The organism is Rhodococcus sp. OK519 (assembly GCF_003051005.1).
Taxonomy (GTDB): Bacteria; Actinomycetota; Actinomycetes; order Mycobacteriales; family Mycobacteriaceae; genus Prescottella.
Window position 1 is genome coordinate 401823 of the sequence record NZ_QAOW01000004.1, and the last position, 23445, is coordinate 425267.

Below are 23445 nucleotides of genomic sequence, written 5' to 3' on the forward strand. Positions count from 1 at the left end.
CTTTCGAGACCTACTCGGACGTGGCCTCGGCCACGGACCCGGATTCGGCCTCGGACTCGGACTCGGCCGCCGGCGGCTTCGGCTTGGCGTCGATGCCCGACTCCTTGCGCTGGAGCGCGGTGATCGGCGCGGGAGCGTCCGTCAACGGGTCGACGCCGCCGCCCGACTTCGGGAACGCGATGACCTCACGGATGGAATCCACGCCCGCGAGCAGCGCGGTGATGCGATCCCAGCCGAACGCGATGCCGCCGTGCGGCGGGGCGCCGAACGCGAAGGCATCGAGCAGGAAGCCGAACTTCTCTTCGGCCTCCTCGTGCGAGATGCCCATCACCTTGAAGACGCGTTCCTGAATGTCCTTGCGGTGGATGCGGATGCTGCCGCCACCGATCTCGTTGCCGTTGCAGACGATGTCGTAGGCGTAGGCGAGCGCCGAACCGGGATCGGTGTCGAACGTGTCCAACGACTCCGGCTTCGGCGAGGTGAACGCGTGGTGCACGGCAGTCCAGGCGCTGTAGCCGAGGGCCACGTCGCCACTCGCCGTCGCGTCGGCGGTGGGCTCGAACATCGGCGCGTCGACGACCCACACGAAGGCCCACGCGTCGGGATCGATGAGGTTCTGCTTGCGGGCGATCTCGCCGCGGGCGGCACCGAGGAGTGCACGCATCGGCTTGGTCGCGCCGGCCGCGAAGAAGATGCAGTCGCCCGGCTTCGCGCCGACGTGCGCAGCGAGGCCCTCGCGCTCCGCATCAGTGAGGTTCTTGGCGACCGGGCCGCCGAGCGTTCCGTCCTCGCCGACGAGCACGTACGCAAGGCCCTTGGCACCGCGCTGCTTGGCCCATTCCTGCCACGCGTCCAACTGCTTGCGGGGCTGGCTCGCGCCGCCCGGCATCACGACGGCACCGACGTACTCGGCCTGGAAGACGCGGAAGGTGGTGTCCTTGAAGAAGTCCATGCACTCGACGAGTTCGATGTCGAAGCGCAGGTCGGGCTTGTCGGAGCCGAAGCGGCGCATCGCCTCGGCGTACGTCATCCGCGCGATCGGCGTGGTGATCTCGTACCCGATCAGCTTCCACACCGAGTGGAGGATCTCCTCGGCGAGGAGCATCACGTCGTCCTGTGTCACGAAGCTCATCTCGATGTCGAGCTGAGTGAACTCCGGCTGCCGGTCGGCGCGGAAATCCTCGTCGCGGTAGCAACGCGCGATCTGGTAGTACCGCTCGATGCCGCCGACCATGAGCAGCTGCTTGAACAGCTGCGGGCTCTGCGGCAGCGCGTAGAAGCTGCCCGGCTGCAGGCGAGCGGGCACCAGGAAGTCGCGGGCACCCTCGGGCGTCGAGCGCGTCAGGGTCGGGGTCTCGACCTCGACGAACTCGTGGTGAGCAAGCACTGCGCGGGCAGCCGCGTTGGCCTTCGACCGCAGCCGGATCGCGCGGCCGGGACCCTCACGGCGCAGATCCAGGTAGCGGTACTTCAGGCGCGCTTCCTCGCCCGCCTGGTCGTCGAGCTGGAACGGCAGCGGCGCGCTCTCGTTGAGTACCTCGAGCTCGGTCGCGTTGACCTCGATGGCGCCGGTGGGGATCTCGAAGTTCTGGTTGCCCTCGGGGCGGACCTCGACCGTGCCGGTGACCTTGACGCAGTACTCGGCGCGCAGTCGGTGCGCCTGCTCGAGCACGTCACCCGCGCGGAACACCACCTGGGAGACGCCCGACGCGTCGCGGAGATCGATGAAGATCACCCCGCCGTGATCGCGCCGCCGAGCCACCCAACCGGTGAGGGTGACGGTCTGCTCAGCGTGCTCGGGTCGTAGCGAGCCGGCCAGGTGGGTGCGCAGCACGGGATTCCTTTCACAGTCTTCCGACACAGTGATCGATCCGTGCTTTCAGCACGGATGTCGATTCGTGCTTCCAGCACGGTGTTCTGTCTGCAGCGATCCTACGGAGGGACCTCGTGTTATCGGAAACGCACGCCCGGATTGCTGGAATGCTGTTACGGCCGGCACACGCAGTAATGGATAGGGAGCCATCGGGATGACGTTCAACGAGGGCGCGCACGTCGACGCAGGTCGCGTATCGGTCGGCGGCGGCGGAGGCGGCGGACGAGGCGGAAAATTCGTTCTCGGCGGAGGCGCCGGCGGCCTGATCGTGCTGGTGCTGGCACTGCTGCTCGGTGGTGATCCCGGTTCGTTGCTGGGCGGGCTCACCGGCGCGACAGGCATGCCGGCCGATAACGGCACCAGTGCAGTGAGCGGATCACTGGCCGAGAAGTGCCGCAGCGGAGTCGACGCCAACCGCGATGTCGACTGTCGCGTGCTCTACACAGTCGGGAGCCTCGACCAGGTGTGGGAGCCACAACTGCCCGCGCAGACCGGTGTGGACTACGTCGCTCCGAAGGTGCGCATCTTCTCGGGGTCGGTGAACACCGGGTGCGGCAACGCGACCAGCGACGTGGGCCCGTTCTACTGCCCCGCCGATTCGACGGCGTACTTCGACACCAGCTTCTTCCAGCTTCTGACGGACCGGTTCGGGACCAACGACGGCGCGCTCGCGCAGGAGTATGTGGTGGCCCACGAGTTCGGGCACCACATCCAGAACCAGCTCGGCGACATCGGTCGCGCGCAGCAGGACCCGCGCGGCGCGACATCGCAGGCGGTGCGCACCGAGTTGCAGGCCGACTGCTATGCGGGAGTCTGGGCGCGCTACGCGTCCTCGCAGCCCGGCCCGGACGGATCGGCACCCCTGCTCGCGCCCCTCACCGACAACGACGTCCGCGACGCCCTGTCGGCGGCCTCGGCGGTCGGTGACGACCGGATCCAGCGGTCCGCGGGCGCCCGCGTCAACCCCGAGGGGTGGACGCACGGGTCGTCGGATCAGCGGCAGAAGTGGTTCCTGGCCGGATACGGCACCGGCAAGGTCGCGGCCTGCGACACCTATTCGGCCCGCGACCTGAACAGTCCCCCCGCGCTTCGCTGATTCGCGCCGCCTAGCCTGTCCTGGATCGACGTTCGACGACACCGACCAGTTCCGGGGAGGCCTCCATTGGCGACCGTGCACCGTGAGCGCGCGCTCGAAGCCCCCGACGAGGTGGCGCTGCGCGACGGCCGCGTCGAGTTGTCGTGGCCCGACGTCGACCGGATCGTCAACCGGATCGCCAACGCGCTGCGAGCGATCGATCCGGGGCCACACCGTCGCGTCGCGGTGTTCGCCCGCAACTGCGCCGAGACGGTCCTCGCCCACGCCGGCATCATCCATGCCGGCTGCTCCCCCGTCCCGGTCAGCAGCCACCTGACCGTGTCCGAACTGACCTACATTCTCGGGGACTCGCAGGCGGCAGCGGTTTTCGTGGGCCCGGAGAACGTCGAGATCGGCCTCGAGGCGGCACGATCGGCCGGCGTGCCTCTCGTCGTGGGCTGGCGGTGCGACGATTCGGACGACAACCGCGTGTGGAATTGGGATCGGTGGCTGTCGGGCGCCTCGGACGACGATCCGCCGTCGGACGTTTCGGCACTGCCGTTCCTGTCGTACACGTCCGGCACCACGGGAACCCCCAAGGGCGTCAACGCACTCGCCGGCAGCCCCACCCCCGGGACGACGGTCGACGCCTACGTCCGGTCGATGCAGTCGCTGCCCGCCGCGCAGTGGCCCGGACATCTCGTGGTCGGCCCGCTGCATCACACCGGCCCGCTTGGTGGCGTCCGCCTCGTCGCGGCCGGACGTCCGGTGACGGTGCTCGAGAAGTTCGACGCCGAAGCCGTCCTCGCGACGATCGAGCGCCACCGCATCGCGACCACGCTGATGGTCCCGACACACTTCCACCGTCTGGTGTCGCTGCCTATGGAGGTGCGCACCCGCTACGACGTCAGTTCACTCCGTCTCGTCACGCACACCGGTGCCCCGTGCCCGCCGGACGTCAAGCGCGCGATGATCGACTGGGTCGGTCCGGTGCTGTTCGATTCGTACGGCGGCAGCGAATCCGGTCCGCTGTGCGGCATCACGAGCGACGAGTGGCTGATCCGCCCGGGCAGCGTCGGCCGGGTGCGGCCACCGTTCGTCCGGGCCGTCGCGGTCGGCGCCGACGGAAGCGAACTTCCCACCGGCCACGAGGGCCGTCTTGCGTTCGAGGAACGGGACGGCCGATCGGTCGCCTATCTCAATGCCGACCAGAAGACGTCCGATGCGCTGATCCGTCCCGGCCTGTTCACCCTCGGTGACGTCGGCTATGTCGACGATCAGGGCTTCGTGTTCATCACCGACCGTGAAACCGACATGATCATCTCCGGCGGCGTGAACATCTATCCCGCCGAGATCGAGACCGTGCTCGCCACCCACCCGGGTGTCGCCGACGTCGCGGTGATCGGTGTGCCGGACGCCGATATGGGCGAGTCGCTGCTGGCGCTGGTGGTCCCCCGCGGGCAGGCACCGTCGGCGGCCGACCTCGTCGAGCACTGTCGCACGTCGCTCGCGGGCTACAAGGTCCCGCGCGTATTCGAGTTCCGCGACGACCTCGGGCGCACCACGATGGGAAAGCTCACCAAACGCACCCTGCGGGCTCCGTATCGGACGGCGCACTGACGCGGTCAGTCGCCGTCGTCGCGATCCCGATCGTCATCCTCCGACGCCCCGGACTCCGCGTCCACTTCCTGGACCAGTTCGTATCGGCGGCCGTACGTTTCGACGATCGCCTGGATCACCGCGACGACCGGCACCGAGACCAGCGCGCCGATCGCTCCGAACAGTGAGGCCCCGACGATGACCGACCCGAAAGCGACGGCCGGATGGATCGCGACGGTCCGGGACGTGATCCGCGGGTGGAGGAGATAGTTCTCGATCTGCTGGTACGCGGTCCCGAACAGCACCACCCATACCGCGTCGAGGGGTTGCGCGGCCGCCGCGATGATCGCGGGCAGCCCGATCGCGAGGTAGGTACCGATGGTGGGGATGAACTGGGAGACCACGCCGGTCCAGATCGCGAGCGGAAGCCAGTACGGGACGCCGATCACCAGGAAGAAGATCCCCGTCGCGACAGCGCTGCACGCCGCGAGGATGACGCGGGACACGACATACCCGCCTGCCTTGTCGACGGAGATCTCCCACACGGTTGCGATCACCTTCTGCTGGCGCGCCGGGAACCAACTCGAGATGGTCTTGCGTAGTTGCGGTCCCTGGGCCGACATGTAGAAGACGAACAGCAGCACCGTCGCCGCCTGGAACACGGCGCCGACCAGCGTCGACACGACACCGAGGACCCCGGGGGTGAACCTCTCGGCGAGGCTCTGGATGGTCTCGGGCGTGATGTTGATCAGATCCTTGCCCGTGGCGAAATCGGTGCCGAACTGCTTGTTGGCCCATTCCGTGACGTGAGTGAGGGCATCGGGCAGTGCGCCGAGCAACTGCGCGAGTTGCTCCGCGAGCAACGCACCGAAGATCGCGATGAACCCGATCGCGAACAGGATCGTCCCGAACAGCACCAGCCCGGTTCCGGCGCCCCGCCGGAGCCCGGCCCGTTCCAGTCGGTCGACGACCGGTTCGATGGTCACGCTCCCGAGCCACGCGAGGAAGAGCATGCCGAGGAAGTCCCGGATGTGAAGGAACATCCAGCCCGAGATCTGGTACGCCGCAACCGCGAGCAGAACGTAGACGATCGCCACCCGAAGCGAGCGCAGATTCGCCCTGCGTGCGAGGTCGCCGATCGACGCCCGCCCGTCCGAGCCGCCCTGCGAGTCGTTGCCGCTCATCGCACCCTCCGCCCCGATTGCCGCCCTACCGCGGGAACCTACCCGTCCCAGCAGGACTCGGCGGGGAGGTTCCCCGGCAGAAATCCCTCCGATCTCCAGGGGTGGACGTTCACCGCGGGACGGCGTATAGATTAATTATCTACCTAATTAATCGTGAGGAGCGTTCCATGGGCGAGGCGTACATCATCGACGCGATCCGTACCCCGGCCGGCAAGAAGAACGGCGCCTTGGCGTCCGTCCACCCGATCGACCTGGGAGCGAGCGCAATCCGTTCGCTCCTCGACCGCACCCCGATCGACCCGGCCGCCATCGACGACGTCGTCTTCGGCTGCGTCGACGCGATCGGCGGCCAGGCCGGCAACATCGCACGCACCGCCGGCCTGGCCGCAGGGCTGCCCGAGCACGTTCCCGGGGTGACCGTCGATCGGCAGTGCGGGTCGAGCCAGCAGGCCCTGCACTTCGCCGCGCAGGCGGTGTTGAGCGGGACCGCCGATCTGGTCGTCGCGGGCGGCGTCCAGAGCATGAGCCGTATCCCCATCTCCGCGGCCATGACGGCCGGCCGCCGATACGGGTTCGAGGAGCCGCAATCCGGTTCCGCCGGATGGCATCGGCGCTACGGCAACGAGGAAATCTCCCAGTTCCGCGCCGCCGAACTCATCGCCGAGAAGTGGGGCATCAGCCGCGAGGACATGGAGCGGTGGGCCCTGCGTAGTCACGAGCGCGCCCGCACGGCCGCAGCACTGGGCCGCTTCGACGCCGAGATCGCCCCCGTCGGCGCGTTCGCGGCGGACGAGTGCCCACGGAACACGAGCCTCGCGGCGATGGCCGCCCTGCCGACGCTGCGGCCGGGCGGACGCGTGACCGCCGCGCTGGCGAGCCAGATCTGCGACGGCGCGAGCGCGACGCTCGTCGCGTCCGAGGCCGCCGTCCTCGCGCACGGCCTGCGGCCGCGCGCGAGAATCCATCACCTGAGTGCCCGCGGCGACGACCCGGTCTTCATGCTCACCGCGCCGATCCCGGCCACCGAACACGCGTTGCGCCGCACCGGGATGCACATCGACGACTTCGACGTCATCGAGGTCAACGAGGCATTCGCATCGGTGGTGCTGGCCTGGGTCGCCGAAACGGGGGCCGACCCGGACCGCGTGAATGTCAACGGCGGCGGGATCGCGCTCGGTCACCCGCTGGGCGCGACCGGAACCAAGCTGTTCGCGACGATGCTGCACGAGCTCGAGCGCACGGGCGGGCGGTTCGGCCTGCAGACGATGTGCGAGGGCGGAGGAACCGCGAACGTCCTGATCGTCGAACGACTGGACTGAGGAAACCCGTTGACATATGCAGGTAAATGCCTGCATAGTTTTGGTGTGCAATCCGAACAACCCGATATGGACGCGGTTTTCAAGGCACTGGCCGACGGCACCCGCCGGCTGCTGCTGGACCGGCTACGGGAGCACAACGGTCAGACGCTGCGGGAGCTGTGTGAGCGGGTCGATATGGCCAGGCAGTCGTTGACCCAGCATCTCGACATTCTCGAGCGGGCCGGGCTGGTGACCGTGCTGCGGCGCGGGCGCGCGCGGGTGCACTACATCAATCCGACACCGATTCACGACATCGAACAGCGCTGGATCTCCGTCTTCGACCGCCCCCGGCTGAATGTCCTGCGCGCCATCAAGAACCAGGCAGAGGAGTACACCATGACCGCCACCGTGCCGAGCTACGTCTACGTCACCTATATTCACGCCAGCGCCGAACAGGTATGGAAGGCGCTGACCGACGCCGACCTGACCGCCCAGTACTGGTCCCACGAGAATGTCTCCGACTGGCAGCCCGGTTCACCCTGGGAGCACCGCCGCGCCGACGGCTCCGGCAAGGTCGACGTCGTCGGCAGGGTGCTCGAGTCCGAACCTCCGACGAAGCTGGTTCTCACCTTCGAGGACTCCCCCGAGGAGGACCGCTCGCCGTCCGTGGTGACCTTCTCGGTCGAGTCCCACCGGGACATCGTCCGGCTCACAGTCACCCACGAGAACCTGCCGAATGAGCAAATGCTGCAAGGCATTTCGAGCGGCTGGCCCTCGGTGATCGCCAACCTCAAGTCCCTGCTGGAAACCGGCAAGGTCCTCCCACAGGCCCCGTGGGAAATGGACTCGGCGGTGCGCGCCTGATGTTGGACACCACCGCATTGCGCGAAGCTTACGACTCATTCCTGGAAGCCGCTGTCACCGTATCCGATTCGACCCACCTCCGGACGCCCCCACCCGGTGAATGGAATGCCGATCGGATCCTGGCCCACGTCTGTCTCGTCACCGCGGGCACTATCGCCGCGGCGGCGGCGGTTGCGGCGGGGGAACACACCACCTACGACAATCGCCACACCCTCGACACCTGGACGATCGACCGCGTGGCCGAACGGGCGGGCGGGCCCCCTGGCCTGCGTGAGCGCCTGCGCCGTCAGGCAGAGATCCTCTGCGGCTTCGGTGGACCCGCCCTGTCCGATCCCGAACTCGACACCCCCGTCCCGCTCCTCGGGCTCTCCGGGGGCACCCTGCTCACCGACACCGTCGTCCCGCTGCGCGGACTGTTCGCGGGCCTGGCCGACATCGAAATCCCCACCCACACCAGGCAACTGCTGGCCCTTCTACCCGAAGAGGCCGCCATCTGACACGCGATCAGGGCCGATTCCGCCGAGGAGGTAGACGCGCTGCGCCGCGTCGTCGACCTCGGCAAAGATCGCCCGGACCCACGCCTCGGGCTCAGGTAGTTGCACGTGCCGGTGGGCGCCCGTCTCGGCGTGAGCACTCGCCACTGTCACGGTCACGGTCACGGTCACGGTCACGGTCACTGCGGTTCCGCTGGAGGCGGGGTTCGAGCCCTGCCCAGCGGTCGAATCCCGAGGGACGGGCCGACGCCTCAGAACAGCGTGAGTGCGGGCGCTGCGCCGGCCCCGACGAGCTCACGGCGCGCCGGGGGCGTCGGGTCGCGGTGCTCGGATCGATCACCGAGCCCGTACTTGTCGACCATCGGCTCGACCCGCGCCCGCAGCCACAGCTTGTACTCCGGGGTGACGTACGCGCCCCGCCCGTACAGCTGCCGATACCGCCGCACCAGCGCGGGGTGCTCGGACGCGAGCCAGTTGAGGAACCAGCCCCGGGTACTGCCGCGCAGGTGCATCGGGAAGATCGTCACGCCGGTGGCCCCGGCCTCCGCGATGGCCTCGAGAAGTCCGTCGAGATGCGCGGTCGAATCGGTGAGGTATGGAATCACCGGCGCCACCATGACATTGCACGGCAGCCCGGCGTCGGTGACCGCCCGGATCAGATCCAGCCGGGCGCGGGGATCTGGCGTTCCCGGCTCGACGGCCTTCTGCAGTTCCGGGTCGTGGATCGCGAGTGACACCCCGATGCCCACCGACACCTGCTCGGCCGCCTGCCGCAGCAACGGCAGATCCCGGCGCAGCAGCGTGCCCTTGGTGAGAATCGAGAAGGGCGTGCGAGATTCGGCGAGTGCACCGATGATGCCGGGCATCAGCCGATAGCGCCCCTCCGCCCGCTGGTACGGGTCGGTGTTGGTACCCAGCGCGACGTGTTCACGCTTCCAGGAACGCCGGGCCAATTCTCGTCGCAACACCGCAGCGATGTTCGTCTTCACGACGACCTGCGAATCGAAGTCGTGACCCGAATCGAGGTCGAGGTACTCGTGGGTGGGCCGCGCGAAGCAGTACCGGCACGCATGACTGCACCCACGAAACGCGTTGACGGTGAAGTGGAACGGCAGCGACGCACCGTCCGGCACCTTGTTGAGGGCGCTCTTGCACAGCACCTCGTGGAACGTGATGCCCTCGAACTCAGGCGTCTGGATGCTGCGCACCAACCCGGCCCGTTCCAGACCCGGAAGCGCGCCGTCGTCGGCGTCGAGCGTCTGCCCCTGCCACCTCATGGCCCCAGTCGAACACGCGTGCGAAGCAGTGTCAACCATTTCTTCGAAACAGTGTTCGAGTCGAGGTATCGTCGGTGCGGGAACACGCCCGAAACATCGGACTGACACAATTTCCGACCATGACCAGAAAGAACATCTCATCCGGTTCCGAGTGGGAGCCCAAGATCGGCTACTCGCGCGCAGTGCGCATCGGCAACCAGGTCGCCGTGTCCGGCACCACCTCGCCGGGCGCAACGCTCGAGGAGCAGACCCGCGGCGCTCTCGCGACCATCGCAGCGTCCCTGACCGAGGCGGGCGCGTCGCTCACCGACGTCATCCGCACCCGGATGTACCTGCGCGACATGAGCAAGTGGGAGGAGGCCGCCCTCGCCCACGGCGAGGTGTTCGGCGACATCCGTCCCGCCACCACGATCCTCGAGGTGAGCGCGCTCATCGATTCCGATCTGCTCATCGAGATCGAGGCCGACGCCGTCGTCGCCGACTGACCTCGAACCGTCGCGGGCCGCCTTGTCCTCCGAGGCGGCCCGCACCTGTCGTCAGAACATGAACACGCCGCGCGTGGCCAGCCACGCGATCGGGTCGGTCTTGATCCAACCCGGGAGATCGACCTCGAAGTGCAGGTGCGGGCCCGTCGAGTTGCCGCGGCTACCGACGTCTGCGATGCGCTGGCCCGCCGACACCCGCTGACCGACCGACACCAGGTTGCGGTTGTTGTGGCCGTACGTCGTGACGGTGCCGTCGTTGTGCCGGATCCGGACCCACAGACCGAAGCCCGACGCCGGCCCCGAGTCGATCACGACGCCGTCGGCGACGGCGTAAATGGGGGCACCCATGTTGGCGGCGATGTCGATTCCCATGTGGCCACCGCCGAAGTAGGTGGTGATGGGGCCCGTAGCAGGCTTGACGACTCCCCCGAGACCCAGACTGCCGAGCGGCAGACCCGAGCTGGAACCGAAGTCGAGGCTCTGCAGCGCACCGGAAACGTTGTTCACCATCGAGGTGGCGTCCCGCAGGATGTTCGTCAGGTCGGCCGAGCTCGGCAACGGTGGCAGCGCCGGCTGCGCCGAAGCCGTCGACGCCGAGCCTACGACGACTGCCGCCGTCAGCCCCGCAGCCGCAACGGCGCCCGCCACGATCCGCTGAAACCCCTTCTGCCACTTCCCACGCGTCATTCCCTCACCCTTCCGTCGAACGCTCTGATCAGATCTGTAGAACCACATCGGATACGAACTCGTCACGAATCCACGATTACGAAGAAGTCCCACATCCCGGTCGCCGGCGCAACTCCAACGGCGATTTCGGTTCTCCCACCGGAGCATCGCATCGGCGCCGAAGAACGTTGCAGCAAGCCACACGTTTTCAGCGCGGCGACCGGACCTCACCCGGCGTCGTATCCTGAGGTGCGACGATAACGGGAGGCAACTGTGCGTGTTCGCGGATTCGGCGAGCTCGAGGCTGTCGTGATGGATCGACTCTGGAACCGCGGGACCGCCTCCACCGTCCGCCAACTCTTCGACGAGCTCGCGAAGGAACGCGAAATCGCGTACACCACGGTGATGTCCACGATGGACAACCTGCACCGCAAGGGCTGGCTGGAGCGTGAACGAGTGGGCAAGGCGTTCAGCTACTGGCCCACTCTCACCCGCGAGCAGCACACCGCCCGACTGATGCGCGACGCCTTCGACGACGGCGGTCGCTCCGATCTGGTCCTGACGCACTTCCTCGAACAGATGTCGGAAGAAGAGGCACAGAGCCTGCGGATCGCGCTCCGACGCCTCGCCGCCCCAGGGGACGCCGGATGAGCGCGGCGGCGTGCCTGCTCGCGTACGCCGTCGCAGTCGCGGTCATCGCCCCGCGAATCCTGCCGAGACTGACCCGAAGTGGCGTCGCGCCACGGCTGGGGGTGGTGGCCTGGCTGGTGGCGATCGCCTCGGCGGCGGCGTCGTCGATCGCGTTCGTGGGCGTCGTCGCCGCCGACACGTTCGCCGGTACGTCGGTCTTTGCGGCGTGCGAGCACCTCGTGCGGGCGATCGCCGGAGCGCACAGCATCGCGGCCACTCGGTTCGTCACCACGGCGGTCGGGGTCGCCGCAGGATCCGCGCTGTTACTCGCGGCAGTTCGGTTGACGCGCAACCTCGCCGCGCGACGACGTGTCACGTTCGGTCACGCACGCTCGGTACTGATCGTGGGCCGCCGCGTGGCCGGAGTCGACGCCGTCGTGCTCGACGCTCCCGAGCGGGCCGCCTACTGCGTCGCGGGACGGCCGGACGCGATCGTGGTGACCTCCGGTGCTCTCGATGCGCTCGACCATCGCCAACTCGACGCGGTGCTCGCCCATGAACGCGCGCATCTCGCCGGTCGACACCCCCAACTGCTCGCGATCGTGAGGGGACTCGCCGACGTCGCGCCGCGCCTTGCCCTCTTCACGGCCGGCGCGACCGACATCGCCCGACTGCTGGAGATGTGCGCGGACGATCGAGCGATGCGCGCCCACACACCGCACACCCTCCTGCGCGGACTCGTCACGCTCGCCGGTTCCCGGCCGATTCCCGATGGCGCCTGCGGCGCAGGCAACGTGGCCGTCCTGGCCCGCGCCGGCCGGCTGGCGTCGCCGCCGGGGCGCGGGGACCTGGTGCGCAACCGCGCTCTGCTGTCCGGCGCGATTGCCTTTCTGGGAGCACTCCCCCTCGGCGCGACCACCCTGGCCGTCACCGGCCGGATGCTGTGCCTCACCACGCTGCTCTGAACCTGGGTGGCGGCGTGAAGGAGCCGGTCCGAGTCGGCCGGACAGCACCGGGAGCCCGCCGGGCGAGACTTCTACTAACCTACTAAGTAGAACAGTAGACAAGTTTGGAGCCTCCGCGTACGTCGACAGGCCCGACCGCTACCCGCCCCGGACGGAGAACACCCGATGGCCCGATTCCGCACTGCCGCATTACCTGTGATCGCCGTTGCCGCGTTCGCCGTCGGCGGCTGCACCAGCGGCACGCAGACCACGGCGGACGCCGAGACCACCACCCCCGCCGTGGTCAATCCACGCCTGGTGACGATGCCGCTGAGCCCCGAACTGGATCACCTGCACGGCCTGCACGTCGACGCCGACGGAACGGTTCTCGCCGGAACACATTCCGGCCTTCTCGCGCTCGCGCCCTCCGGGAACACGACGCGTGTCGGCCTATCGGAGGACGACCTGATGGGGCTCAGCGGCGTCCCGGGCACGGACACGCTCTACTCGTCCGGCCACCCGGGGCCGTCGAGTGACGCCCCCAACCCGTTGGGGCTCGCGCGGAGCACCGACGGCGGTGTGACGTGGGAGTCGCGATCGTTGGTGGGTGAGGTGGACTTCCACGCCCTCGCGAGCGACGGCGCGATCCTGGTCGGTTTCGACACGTCGTCGGGCATCCGGGTCTCGGCCGACGACGGTGCCACCTGGACACCCGGCGCCGCCATCGGCGCGTCGGCGGTGGCCGTCAACGACATCGGCATCTGGGCGGCCACCCAGGGCGGGCTGCTGCTCAGCACCGACGGGGCCGCAACCTTCACCCCCGCCCCCGGCGCGCCGCCCGTCGGACTGGTGTCCGCGGGCCGCGACGGGGGGCTGTGGGGCATGGACGACGACGGCAATGCGTGGCGTAGCCGCGACGGGCTGTCGTGGGAGGAGTTCACTCGGGTCGGCGAGGTGGAGGCTTTGACGGCGGTCGACTACGACACCGCCTACGCCGCCACCGCGCAGGAACTCCACACCTTGCGCTGACGGATGTCAGCGCTACGGCGCCGGGATCTCGTCGATGATCGACTGGACCACGGCGCCGTAGCGCCGGACGAGGTCCTCCGGATCGATCTCGTCGACCGGCAGGATCCCGACGGTGCGGATACCGCTGGCGAGACCGAGCAGGACGGCGACGACCATCTGCGTCGGCAGTCTGTCGTCGGACGTGTCGCCGATCTTGCCGGAGATCCCCCGGATGTAGCGCTCGCGGGCGTCGGCCCGCACCGCGTGCCGATCGGGTGCCTCGTGGATGAGCAGCGGCATCATCACCCACGGTTCGGACTCGTCGGCATCGCGCCGCTCGACGATGTTGCGCACCAGGCGATAACCGGGGGCCTCGTCCTCGCAGACGTGCGGATCGTCGGCGGCCGACGGCAGTGTCGGTGCCGCAGCCTTGTACAGCTCAGCCTTGCTGCCCATCATCTTCATCACCATGGCGGGCGAATATCCGGCGAGTTCGGCGACGTCCTTGATGGTCGTCGCGGTGTACCCGCGCTGAGCGAAGAGCCGACGGGCGGCGTCGATGATGTTGTCGCGCGTGGACTTTCCGCTCACTACCCTCTCCCTGGTCACGACGCGGTCTCCACACGTGCCTCGGCCGCGGCCTCGATCACCGTCGACACACGCACCGTCCGAGGCATCCGCGGGATGAACCACGCGACTGCCGCGGCGAGCAGCGCCATGCAGCACGCGACCGCGAACACCGCCCGGAACGCGTCGAGAGTCGGCAGGTTCACTCCCGCGACGTCCATCGTCATCGCGGTCAGGAGCGCTGTCACAACGGCACTGGACGTCGAGGTACCGATCGACCGGACCAGGGAGTTGAGGCCGTTCGACGCCGCCGTCTCGGTGATGGGCACCGCCTGCATGATCAAGATCGGCATGGCCGAGTAGGTGATCGCGGTTCCGATGTTTACCACCATTGCGCCCAGGATGATGAGCGCGACCGACCCGTTGAACGTGAACCGGATGACGTACGCGGCCGCGAGGATGAGGGCACCCGTGATGAGCGTGGTGCGGGCTCCGAATCGCACGGTGATCTTCGCGGACAACGGCGAGAACGCCACCATCGACAGGCCCGCCGGCACCATGCACAGGCCCGCGGTCAGCACGCTGAGCCCGAAGCCGTAGCCGGTGCTCTCGGGCATCTGCAACTGCTGCGTGGTCGCGAGCATGTTCGCGAACATCGCGAATCCGACGATCATGGACGCGATGTTGGTGAGCAGCACCGGACGCCGAGCCGAGGTCCGCAGATTCACCATGGGGTCCTTGACGCGCAGCTGGTAGGGGATCCAGATGGCGAGCACCACCACCGCGAGCGCAAAACAGCCCAGCGTGCGGGCACTGCTCCACCCCCAGGAACCACCCTTGGAGATTGCCAAGAGGAGAGCCGTGAGCGCCACCGACAGGATGATCGCGCCGAGGATGTCGAAACGTCCGGGCGTGCGAACCTTCGACTCGGGGACCACGATCGCCACGGCGGCGAACATGACAGCGCCCGCGGCCGCCGAAATCCAGAAGATCGCATGCCAGCCCAGGTGGGGATAGATCACGCCGGCAAGCGGTAGTCCGAGGGCGCTGCCCATACCGAGCGTCGCACTCATGAGCGCGGTCGCGGCAGGCACCTTCTCACGCGGCAACTCGTCACGCAGGATCCCGATGCCGACCGCGATGAGCGACGACGCAAACCCCTGCATGCCGCGCCCGATGAGCACTGTCAGGAAGGTGCCACCGACCGCGGCGAGCAGCGAACCGCTCACCATCACTGCCATGGCCACGAGCATCATCTGCTTCTTGCCGACCATGTCCGCCAAACGCGAGACGATCGGTGTCGCGACCGCTGCACTGAGCAGTGTGATCGTGACGAGCCAGAACGCATTGTCGGCGCTGACGTCCAGGATGTGGCGCAGATCCGGGAGCAGCGGCACCACGAGCGTCTGCTGCAGAGACACCAGGGTGCCGCACAGGCACAGCACCGCCGTGATGAGCGCGCTGGATCGACGCGGGCGGACCCTCTCCCGGGACACTGTGGGGGCGCTGGATCGTGCTGGCAATGGATCATCTCCGAACGTGCGGTCGTGCCCGGAGACGGCGTAGAGCCGGTGCCCGGAACGATCAATGGTGAATGAGCGTTCACCAAGCAGTGAACACCCATTCACCATGTCGGAGCAAATCGCCGTCCCGCTACGAGGGATGTGTGATCAGCCCCTCAGCGGCGCGCGAACTCACCGGCCTCCTCCCAGCGGCGACGCTCCTCACCGAACGCAATTGCCTGCTTGGCCCGGAAGGCCTCGATCGATGTCGCGTTGTCCTCGAGGAACCTCTCGTGGTCGGCCAACGAGAAGTTGCCGTCGGCGATCTCGATCCCACCCGACCCCCGGCCGGCAGCGAGATCGGCTCGCAGATCCAGCAATTCGTCGGGGCCGACGGGGTACCACGAGATCCGGTCGAAGAAGCGCAACAGCCACGGCGTTCCGTCCTCGAACGGCCCCGCCGACTGCGGGTGCAGGTGGTTCCACACCTGTGTCGTGCGGCCGACGAACTGGTATCCGCCCGGCCCCTCCATGCCGTAGATGCACAGGTACGCGCCGCCGATGCCGACCGCGTTCTCCGGCGTCCAGGTGCGGGCCGGGTTGTACTTGGTGGTGACCAGGCGGTGCCGCGGGTCGAGCGGGGTCGCGACCGGCGCGCCCAGATACACGTCCCCCAATCCCAGGACCATGTAGTCGGCGGCGAACACCGTGTCGAACACGTCGTTCACCGACTCGAGGCCGTTCATGCGGCGGATGAACTCGATGTTCCACGGGCACCACGGCGCGTCGGCACGGACGCCGTGCATGTACCGCTCGATGGCCTCCCGGGTGGCCGGGTCGTCCCACGACAGCGGCATCCGCACCGTCCGGCTCGGCACCACCAGTTCGTTCGCGGCCGGGATCTGCTCCTCGGCCTCGGCCAACAGTCCGAGCAGCGTCGAGACCGGCAGGACGTCGGGGTCGACGCGAACCTGGAGCGATCGGATCCCGGGTGTCAGGTCGAGCAGACCTGTGGGCCGCTCGGCGTCGAGCCGCTGGTGCAGGGCATGAACGCGGGCCCGCAGCGCCAGATCCAGTGTCATGTCGCCGTATTCGACGAGCACGTTGTCGTCGCCGGAGCGGCGGTACGTGACCGCGGTGGCGCCGTCGCGGCGAGCGAGGACGCCGTCGTCACCGTCTCCGCCGGTCGAGAGCACCGCGGGCAGCGACGCCCGCCGGCCGAGACCGAGATTCCGCCGGGACGCGGTGCGCTCCGACCGGACCGGAACGAACCGCACCGTGTTCCCCGGGGCCAGTTGACCGAGCTTCCATCGGTCCGCGGCCACCACCGTGACCGGACACACGAAGCCGCCCAGGCTCGGACCGTCGGGTCCCAGGAGGATCGGGGTGTCGCCCGTGAAGTCCAGCGCGCCGATCGAGTAGGCGTTGTCGTGGATGTTCGACGGATGCAACCCGGCCTCGCCGCCGTCCGGTCGGGCCCAGTCCGGCTGAGGGCCGATCAACCGGACGCCGGTGCGATCGGAGTTGAAGTGGACCTCGTAGTCGGTGCGATACAGGGTGTCGATGTCGGCGCGGGTGAAGAACTCGGGAGCACCGTGAGGCCCCTCCGTGACCGCGATCTCCCAGCGCCGGGACAGGGCGGGGACGGCGTCGGACGGCACCGCTGCCGGTTCACCTGTCGGCGCGTCACCGAGGGCCAGAACGTCGCCCTCACGCAGCGCCCTGCCGTCGAGCCCGCCGAACCGGCCGAGCGTGAAGGTCGAAGCGCTGCCGAGGAATTCGGGGACGTCGACGCCGCCGGCGATCAGGACGTAGATCCGCAGGCCCGGACCGGAGACGGCTCCGACGTCGAGCTCTCCCCCGGCCGGAACGAGTACCGGGCGCCACTGCGGAACGACGATGCCGTCGACGGTCACCGTCGTCGGAGCGCCGGTGACGCACACGCGGGTGGGTTCGTCGAAACGCAGCGCCGGACCTGCCATGACCGCCTCGAATCCGGCTGCGCCCTCGGAGTTTCCGACGGCCACGTTGCCGAGGCGGAACGACAGGTCGTCCATCGGCCCCGACGGCGGGACGCCGATCTGCCAGTAGCCGGTCCGACCCGGGTAGTCCTGGACGGTGGTGCCCATGCCGGGGCGCAGCACCGTGCACTTGGCGGTCATGGCTGCACCTCCGACGGCCGGGTGACGATCATCCGGACGGCCGTGGGGTCGAAACCGTTGCACGGGTTGTTGATCTGCGGGCAGTTCGACACCAGGACCAGCGCGTCGACGGCGGCGCGCAACGCCAGACGCTTGCCCGGTGCGGACAGACCGTCGACGATGCCGAGCGCGCCGTCCGGATCGACGGGGACGTTCATGAAGAAGTTGATGTTCGATACCAGGTCACGCTTCCCGAGCCCCCAGCGGGCGCCCTCGACCAGGAAGTTCTCGACGCACGCGTGCTGGTGCTTGGTGTGGTGTCCGTAGCGCAGCGTGTTCGATTCCTGCGAGCACGCGCCGCCGACGGTGTCGTGGTTGCCGACCTCGTCGGCGACGATGGCCATGAGCGGACTGCCGTCGTCGGAACGCAGCACGCTACCGGTGGTGAGAAACAGGTTGCCCTGTCCCACCACGGTGGCGGCGGCCGAGTAGCGCTGGGAGTGGTCCCCTGCCGCGTAGATCAGTGTGTCGACCGCTTGGTTGCCGTGGAGGTCGACGATCGTCAGGACGTCGCCCGCGGCGACGACGGCCGACCACGGTCCGCGAGGGGCGACGACCTCGTCGAGGACGACCCGTCCGGGAACGAGGGCCAGGTCGGTGGCGGCGGGAACGGTGGTGGTCATCGGGCGTCCTTTCCGAGGTGCTCGGCTGCCCACACGTCCTCGGTGTTGAGGACAGCGCGGTGGTATTCGGGGTCGTCGTTCGGGAGGGTGGCGAGGCCGTCCGGGGCGGCCCACGCGAGGATCTCGAGCGGTGTCGTCGAGAACTCCGGTGCCGGATCGAGGGGGTGTGCGGTGTTCGCGACGAGCACGATCACCGGCACATGGACGAGCAGGTCGACGTGCGCTCCCGCGCCGGCGGTGCCGGTGCTGTCGAGAGCGCCGTCCGGCGCGACCCGCACGCCGTGGAAGAACGACAGCGACGGCGGCAGGTCCCGCGGGCGCAGGTCGTGCTTGGCCGCGGCGACGGTGAACAGTTCCCGTCCGGCGGGCGACGGCGAGTGCAGGGCGCCGGCGCCGTACTTCTCGACGTTGGCGGCCGCGCTGGTGGTCCCGCACAGCGCGTCGTGGTGGCCCGACGTGTCGGCGACGACGGTCGCGAGGACCCGCCCGGCGTCGGAGAGCAGCGGGTGCCCGGCCCCGACGTATGCCTGCCAGGGAACCTTCACGGTGTCGGCCACGTTCAGGCGCTCCCACGGTGCGTCGGCGCGGTAGAGCAGCACATGGGCGCAGGCGTTGCCGTCGAGATCCCGGAGACGGAGCCGAGTGCCCCGAGCGAGCACCTTCGACGTGTACCGCCCGCCGGGCACGGTCTCGGCCCAGGTCAGGTCGTGTGCGGCGACGCCGTCGGGCGGCGTGGGCCAGTCGGAAGCCGGCACCACCGGCATTGCGGCGGTATGCGTTCCGGCCTGCGCGCGGGCGTGAGTACGCGCCCCGGAGGTGGTGCCGGTGGCCGCGTCGGACGCGAGGGCGGAGGCGTTGCTGGTGGTCACTTCAGGCTCCGATCGTGACGGGGGTCGGGACGGGTTCGACACGGGGACGACGAACCGTCGCGTGGTAGGCGAGGCCGACGAGCACGACGGCCGCGACGGTGAGCGGTGCCGCCCACTGCAGCAGCGGGTACTCGCCGGTGGGGTTGAAGATCTCGGCGCGCGGCCAGGACAGGTTGATCACCATCGCGACGCCGTAGGCGACGGCGGCGATGTTGACGGGAATCGCGAAGACACCGAGCGAGAAGAGCTTTCGCCCGTCGGCGTCGACCTGGGGCCCGGAGTACGGGAATCCCTTCAGTCGGCGGACGAGCAGCGGCACCGTCACCATCAGGTATGCGAGGTAGATCAGCACGATGCACACGCTCGACAGGGTCGTGAAGATCGCGGAGTTGCCGACGTTCACGGCGAGCACCGCGATGCACAGCACGCCGATCACGATCGACGGCGCGATCGGGGTGCCGGTGCGGACGTCGACCTTGGCAAGCACCTTGCTCGCGGGCAGTCGACCGTCCCGGGCCATCGAGAACATCAGCCGCGACGCAGCCGTCTGGATTGCAAGGGTGCACACGAACACCGCGATCGCGACGTCCACCAGCAGCAGGGTTCCCCACGGCGAGCTGAGAATCGAGGTCAGCACGTACGGCAGACCCTCGGCCGCGAGGCGACCGTCGGTGAGGCTCGGCGCGGCCATGAGCGCGCCGACGATCATCAGTCCACCACCCAGCGCCGACACGGACAGCGCCAGCCGAATGGTGCGCGGCGCGACCCGGCGCGGGTTGCGGGTCTCCTCGGCGAGCTCACCGGCGGAACCGAAGCCCACCATCACGTAGGCCGCCATGAGGCCCGAGACGATCCACGCCCAGATGTAGCCGGGCTGGGTGCCGGCCGCGCCGGCGTCGAACACGACGTCGGGTCCGCGCTGAGCATGCGTGAAGAACATGCCGATCACCGCAATGACGCCGATGATCTCGCAGGTCACGCCGATGTTGTTGATGCGCGACATCCAGTTCACGCCGATGCAGTTGATGATCGTGGTGAGCGTCAACAGGATCGAACCGAGCAGCACGGCGTTGGCGGCACCGCTCGAAGACGTCAGGGCGGTGTCCTCGCCGATGATCTGGAACCCGCTCCAGATCGACGGCAGAACCACCTGCAGCGCGATCGCGGCGGCCGATGCGGTGACGATCTGCGCGACGATCATGAACCAGCCTGCGAACCATCCCACGATCTCGCCGCCCATGCGCCGCGACCATTGGTAGATGGCACCCGAGATCGGATACCGCGCAGCCAGTTCCGCGAAGCACAGCGCCACCATGAACTGGCCGAGGAACACCAGCGGCCAGGTCCAGAAGAACGCGGGACCCGCGAATCCGAAACCGAGGCCGAACAATTGGAAGATCGTGGTGAGGATCGACACAAACGAGAATCCGGCCGCGAACGACGCGAACTTCCCGAGCGATCGGTGCAACTGCTGCTCGTAACCGAATTCAGCGAGGTCACCCGCTTCGGTCGACACCGGTGGTGCGGTGGTCGTCATGGAACTCCTCTTGAAAGGAAGACGGAAGCCGCACCGCTCCGGGCTACCGGGCATCGGCTTTTCTGTCAGATGACAGTTTTGCGACCGAAACGGCGCCGCCGATGTCGCGCACGTTGCAATCGTGGGTCGCGGCCGCCCGCCCCGATTGCGTGGCCGTGTCGTGGGTTACGCCCGCGTGACAGGCTGCTCACACCCGCAGGTCGCGGACTTCTTCCGGCGAAAACGCGCGCCCGGGACCCGCGGAGACGGCCACCGAACCTGCCAAGATGAGGCCATGACGAGCACTGGCGCCGGTCGACCTCGGCTGACAACCCGCCGACGGCCGGGAGCGACCGCGCGGGACGAAATCCTGGATGCCTCGGCGGAGTTGTTCACGACGCGGGGGTTCTCGGGTACCTCGACACGGATGATCGCGGATGCCGTCGGCATCCGGCAGGCGTCGATGTACCACCACTTCGCGACGAAGGACGACATCCTCGCCGCGCTGCTCCTCGACACGGTTGCAGCGCCCCTCGCCTGCGCCCGAGCATTACGGACGGCGTGCCCCGATCCGGTCGTCCGCATCTACGCACTGGCGCTGTACGACGCCACCCAGCTCGCGGAGTCCCGATGGAATCTCGGCGCGCTCTACCTCCTGCCTGAGGTGACGACCGAACGCTTCGCCGAATTCCGCTCGCTCCGTACTCAACTCATGACGCGGTACACGGAATTCGCCCTCGACGCCCAGGCCGCCATCGACGATTCCGATTCGGACCCGGCTGCCGCCGCTCTGCCGTTCCGCCTCGTCGAGGCGACCATCAATGCCCGGTCCGACGCGTCCGCCGAAGTACCGGACACCGCGCTGTCCGCCGAGGTCGTCGCCGACGCGGTCCTGCGGGTCCTCGGCCGCGGCGGGCCGCCGACCGAAATGCGAGCCCAGGCCCGGGTGCAGCTTCAGCGAGTAGCCGAGAGTTGTCCACAGCCCCACCGATGAGCGATGCCCACCGGTCGGTGAGTCGGTTACAGTGTGAGCCGAGTCGACCAAATGGGGGGTCATATGGACGGGTTTTCTGCTGCGCCCGATGAGATTCGGGCGTACGGGGACGTCGCGGCGGGGGCCGCGGCACACATCGCGACAGCGGGCGGGTTGGACCTGGCCGCGAATGTTGCCGCGCTGACGCCGGTGTTCGGCGCGATCGGCGCAGACTTCCTGGCGACGTTCGCCACTACGCAGACCGCGCACGCACGCTCGGTCGCCGCCCTCGCGAACCACTATGCGGGGACGGGGTCGGTCGCGCGTGCGATCGCCGCCGCGTACGACGCGACCGACCACGCCACCGGCAGCGTCCTCGGTGACGCGCACAGCGCTCTGGGGGAAAACGCATGACGACACCCGATCCCACCGCCGGACCGAGCCCGACGACCGTGCTCGACATGCTGCAGGCCTCGCCTGTCGGGCCGGTCCTGGACATGCCGGTTCCGCTGACGCCGATGGAGGCGCTCGGCGCCTCCCCGATCGGCCCGCTGCTGAACACCCCGTTCACCGACATCGCCGCCGGTGCCCTGCCGCCTCTTCCCATGCTGCCGCCACTTCCCACGCTGCCGCCGCTTCCCGACCTGCCGCAGCTTCCACCGCTGCCGGGTATCGACCAACTGTTGCAACCGGTCTCCGATCTCGCGAGCGCGTTCGGGACCGGCACGCTCGGAGGGTTCGACCCCACCGCGATGCTGCGGGACTCGTCGTCGGTGATCGACACCGCACTGTCGATGGGCATCTCGGGGCTGCGCGCGCTCGATCAGGCCTGGGACGGTCAGGCGGCGCTCGCTGCACAATCGCAGGGCGAGCAGGCGCGCATCAGCGGTGAACAACTGAGTGAGCGCGGCAACGCCATCGCCGCGGTCACCCAGGAGGCCGCGGCAACGGTGTCCCGCGGCAATACCCAACTCGTTGCGATCGCGGAGTCGTTCGCGGCCACCGCAGTCGCGGCCGCACCGGTGGCACTCACGCCGCCGGGCCAGACGATGCTGCTCGCCGCGGCCGCCGACCACCTGCAACGCGCTCTCACGGTCGTCGCCGCGACGCGTACGGAACTCGCGCGCCACCAATCGGCGATGGTCACCCTGGGCGCGGACATCCCCGTACCGGTGGCCCCGGCGCCGGCAGCCGGCCTGCGGGCCGCGGGTGGACAATCACCCATCGCCGTCGCCGGTGCGGTACTCGAGTCCGTCGGCCGAACGCTCGCCGACTCTGCGACCCAGCAGACTGCGGACACGCTTGCCTCCCAGACGTACGCGGCGAGCGTGACACCCGGTTCGGTCCGCGAGTTCGCCCCCGCCGCGGCCACGTTCGGTGGCGGGGCGGCGCTGTCCGGCGGCAGCGGAACAGGGCTGGTACCCGGCTTCGTCGCGGGTGGCACAGGAATCGCTGCGGGGTCGATCGGGCGCGGGCCGTCGGCTGCTCCGTCCCCGGGAGCCGCCGTTACGAACTCCACCAACACGAACGCCGGTGTCGGCGCAGCCGCCACGCACGGCCCCGGGACCCCCGGCGGCTATGCGCCCACGGGGATGGGCTCGTCGGCCCCGCGCGGCGCGTACGACGACTCGGTGCACGGCGGATCCGGCTACCTCACCGCCGCCGTGTCGAGCAGCGAGATCGTCGGCGACCTGCCGATGGTGGCGCCGGCGGTGATCGGCACCGTCGAGATCGATGCGTTGGGCGGAGACGACGCGGCGGCGCTCTGAGCCGGGTTCGACGTGCTCGGTCCGGTCG

The 23445-nt window shown here is 68.8% G+C and carries 22 protein-coding genes and 1 pseudogene; 12 read left to right on the top strand and 11 right to left on the bottom strand.

The window, feature by feature from the left end; all coding sequences use genetic code 11:
* Positions 1 to 10: 10 nt before the first annotated feature.
* Positions 11 to 1834 (bottom strand): aspartate--tRNA ligase, encoded by a 1824-nt coding sequence (gene aspS / locus C8K36_RS14205; RefSeq protein ID WP_107985125.1) that lies wholly within the window; start codon positions 1832 to 1834, stop codon positions 11 to 13.
* A gap of 193 nt (positions 1835 to 2027) precedes the next feature.
* On the opposite strand from aspS, the gene C8K36_RS14210 reads away from it, so the two are divergent.
* Together C8K36_RS14210 and C8K36_RS14215 are read left to right on the top strand one after the other, a co-directional pair.
* Positions 2028 to 2969, top strand: coding sequence for a neutral zinc metallopeptidase (locus C8K36_RS14210; RefSeq protein WP_107985126.1), 942 nt, complete (start codon positions 2028 to 2030; stop codon positions 2967 to 2969).
* 75 nt (positions 2970 to 3044) lie between these two features.
* A complete protein-coding gene (locus C8K36_RS14215) occupies positions 3045 to 4568 on the top strand; it encodes an AMP-binding protein (RefSeq protein ID WP_258195424.1) in 1524 nt (507 codons plus the stop codon).
* A 5-nt stretch (positions 4569 to 4573) separates the two neighbouring features.
* Here C8K36_RS14215 and C8K36_RS14220 read toward each other — a convergent pair whose 3' ends face one another.
* Complete coding sequence (locus tag C8K36_RS14220) at positions 4574 to 5731, bottom strand: AI-2E family transporter (RefSeq protein WP_107985128.1); 1158 nt, start codon at positions 5729 to 5731, stop codon at positions 4574 to 4576.
* 167 nt (positions 5732 to 5898) lie between these two features.
* On the opposite strand from C8K36_RS14220, the gene C8K36_RS14225 reads away from it, so the two are divergent.
* The 3 genes from C8K36_RS14225 (at position 5899) to C8K36_RS14235 (ending at position 8390) form a co-directional block, all read left to right on the top strand.
* Positions 5899 to 7050 (top strand): acetyl-CoA C-acetyltransferase, encoded by a 1152-nt coding sequence (locus tag C8K36_RS14225; protein ID WP_107985129.1) that lies wholly within the window; start codon positions 5899 to 5901, stop codon positions 7048 to 7050.
* Positions 7051 to 7116: 66 nt separating this feature from the next.
* Entirely contained in the window at positions 7117 to 7893 is a 777-nt protein-coding gene (locus C8K36_RS14230) for an ArsR/SmtB family transcription factor (protein ID WP_107985130.1), read from the top strand.
* A complete protein-coding gene (locus C8K36_RS14235; protein ID WP_107985212.1) occupies positions 7893 to 8390 on the top strand; it encodes a DinB family protein in 498 nt (165 codons plus the stop codon). The genes C8K36_RS14230 and C8K36_RS14235 overlap by 1 nt, the downstream gene beginning before the upstream one ends.
* On the opposite strand, the gene C8K36_RS14240 is transcribed toward C8K36_RS14235, so the two are convergent.
* Both C8K36_RS14240 and C8K36_RS14245 read right to left on the bottom strand, forming a co-directional pair.
* A complete protein-coding gene (locus C8K36_RS14240) occupies positions 8367 to 8570 on the bottom strand; it encodes a hypothetical protein (protein ID WP_107985131.1) in 204 nt (67 codons plus the stop codon). The genes C8K36_RS14235 and C8K36_RS14240 overlap by 24 nt on opposite strands.
* A gap of 68 nt (positions 8571 to 8638) precedes the next feature.
* Positions 8639 to 9664: an Rv2578c family radical SAM protein gene (locus C8K36_RS14245; protein WP_107985132.1), complete on the bottom strand. Its 1026-nt coding sequence runs from the start codon at positions 9662 to 9664 to the stop codon at positions 8639 to 8641.
* A 119-nt stretch (positions 9665 to 9783) separates the two neighbouring features.
* Between C8K36_RS14245 and C8K36_RS14250 the strand changes: the two genes are divergently transcribed.
* Positions 9784 to 10149 (top strand): RidA family protein, encoded by a 366-nt coding sequence (locus tag C8K36_RS14250; RefSeq protein WP_107985213.1) that lies wholly within the window; start codon positions 9784 to 9786, stop codon positions 10147 to 10149.
* Between the two features lie 51 nt (positions 10150 to 10200).
* On the opposite strand, the pseudogene C8K36_RS25205 reads toward C8K36_RS14250, so the two are convergent.
* Positions 10201 to 10569, bottom strand: a pseudogene (locus tag C8K36_RS25205) (M23 family metallopeptidase); the annotation flags it as partial.
* 519 nt (positions 10570 to 11088) lie between these two features.
* On the opposite strand from C8K36_RS25205, the gene C8K36_RS14260 reads away from it, so the two are divergent.
* From C8K36_RS14260 to C8K36_RS14270, 3 genes are all read left to right on the top strand, one after another.
* Positions 11089 to 11466 (top strand): BlaI/MecI/CopY family transcriptional regulator, encoded by a 378-nt coding sequence (locus tag C8K36_RS14260; RefSeq protein ID WP_107985134.1) that lies wholly within the window; start codon positions 11089 to 11091, stop codon positions 11464 to 11466.
* A complete protein-coding gene (locus C8K36_RS14265) occupies positions 11463 to 12410 on the top strand; it encodes a M56 family metallopeptidase (protein WP_107985135.1) in 948 nt (315 codons plus the stop codon). Before C8K36_RS14260 ends, C8K36_RS14265 begins: the two co-directional genes overlap by 4 nt.
* 165 nt (positions 12411 to 12575) lie before the next feature.
* The gene (locus C8K36_RS14270; RefSeq protein ID WP_107985136.1) at positions 12576 to 13418 is read left to right on the top strand and encodes a F510_1955 family glycosylhydrolase; all 843 of its coding nucleotides are present in this window, start codon (positions 12576 to 12578) and stop codon (positions 13416 to 13418) included.
* A 12-nt stretch (positions 13419 to 13430) separates the two neighbouring features.
* Here C8K36_RS14270 and C8K36_RS14275 read toward each other — a convergent pair whose 3' ends face one another.
* The 6 genes from C8K36_RS14275 to C8K36_RS14300 all read right to left on the bottom strand — a co-directional run bounded on the left by C8K36_RS14275 (position 13431) and on the right by C8K36_RS14300 (position 20696).
* Complete coding sequence (locus C8K36_RS14275; RefSeq protein ID WP_258195414.1) at positions 13431 to 13988, bottom strand: TetR/AcrR family transcriptional regulator; 558 nt, start codon at positions 13986 to 13988, stop codon at positions 13431 to 13433.
* A gap of 14 nt (positions 13989 to 14002) precedes the next feature.
* Positions 14003 to 15460 carry an MFS transporter gene (locus C8K36_RS14280; RefSeq protein WP_258195415.1) on the bottom strand — a complete coding sequence of 486 codons (1458 nt, stop codon included), beginning with the start codon at positions 15458 to 15460 and terminating at the stop codon, positions 14003 to 14005.
* A gap of 182 nt (positions 15461 to 15642) precedes the next feature.
* Entirely contained in the window at positions 15643 to 17628 is a 1986-nt protein-coding gene (locus C8K36_RS14285; protein ID WP_107985138.1) for a 5-oxoprolinase/urea amidolyase family protein, read from the bottom strand.
* The gene (locus C8K36_RS14290; protein ID WP_107985139.1) at positions 17625 to 18290 is read right to left on the bottom strand and encodes an urea amidolyase associated protein UAAP2; all 666 of its coding nucleotides are present in this window, start codon (positions 18288 to 18290) and stop codon (positions 17625 to 17627) included. The genes C8K36_RS14285 and C8K36_RS14290 overlap by 4 nt, the downstream gene beginning before the upstream one ends.
* On the bottom strand, positions 18287 to 19159 hold the full coding sequence (locus C8K36_RS14295) for an urea amidolyase associated protein UAAP1 (RefSeq protein WP_107985140.1): 873 nt from the start codon (positions 19157 to 19159) through the stop codon (positions 18287 to 18289). Before C8K36_RS14295 ends, C8K36_RS14290 begins: the two co-directional genes overlap by 4 nt.
* A gap of 1 nt (position 19160) precedes the next feature.
* Positions 19161 to 20696: an amino acid permease gene (locus tag C8K36_RS14300; RefSeq protein ID WP_107985141.1), complete on the bottom strand. Its 1536-nt coding sequence runs from the start codon at positions 20694 to 20696 to the stop codon at positions 19161 to 19163.
* A gap of 274 nt (positions 20697 to 20970) precedes the next feature.
* Between C8K36_RS14300 and C8K36_RS14305 the strand changes: the two genes are divergently transcribed.
* From C8K36_RS14305 to C8K36_RS14315, 3 genes are all read left to right on the top strand, one after another.
* Positions 20971 to 21669, top strand: coding sequence for a TetR/AcrR family transcriptional regulator (locus C8K36_RS14305; protein WP_107985142.1), 699 nt, complete (start codon positions 20971 to 20973; stop codon positions 21667 to 21669).
* Positions 21670 to 21732: 63 nt separating this feature from the next.
* Complete coding sequence (locus C8K36_RS14310; RefSeq protein ID WP_107985143.1) at positions 21733 to 22062, top strand: type VII secretion target; 330 nt, start codon at positions 21733 to 21735, stop codon at positions 22060 to 22062.
* Positions 22059 to 23417: a hypothetical protein gene (locus tag C8K36_RS14315; RefSeq protein WP_107985144.1), complete on the top strand. Its 1359-nt coding sequence runs from the start codon at positions 22059 to 22061 to the stop codon at positions 23415 to 23417. The genes C8K36_RS14310 and C8K36_RS14315 overlap by 4 nt, the downstream gene beginning before the upstream one ends.
* Positions 23418 to 23445 lie beyond the last annotated feature (28 nt).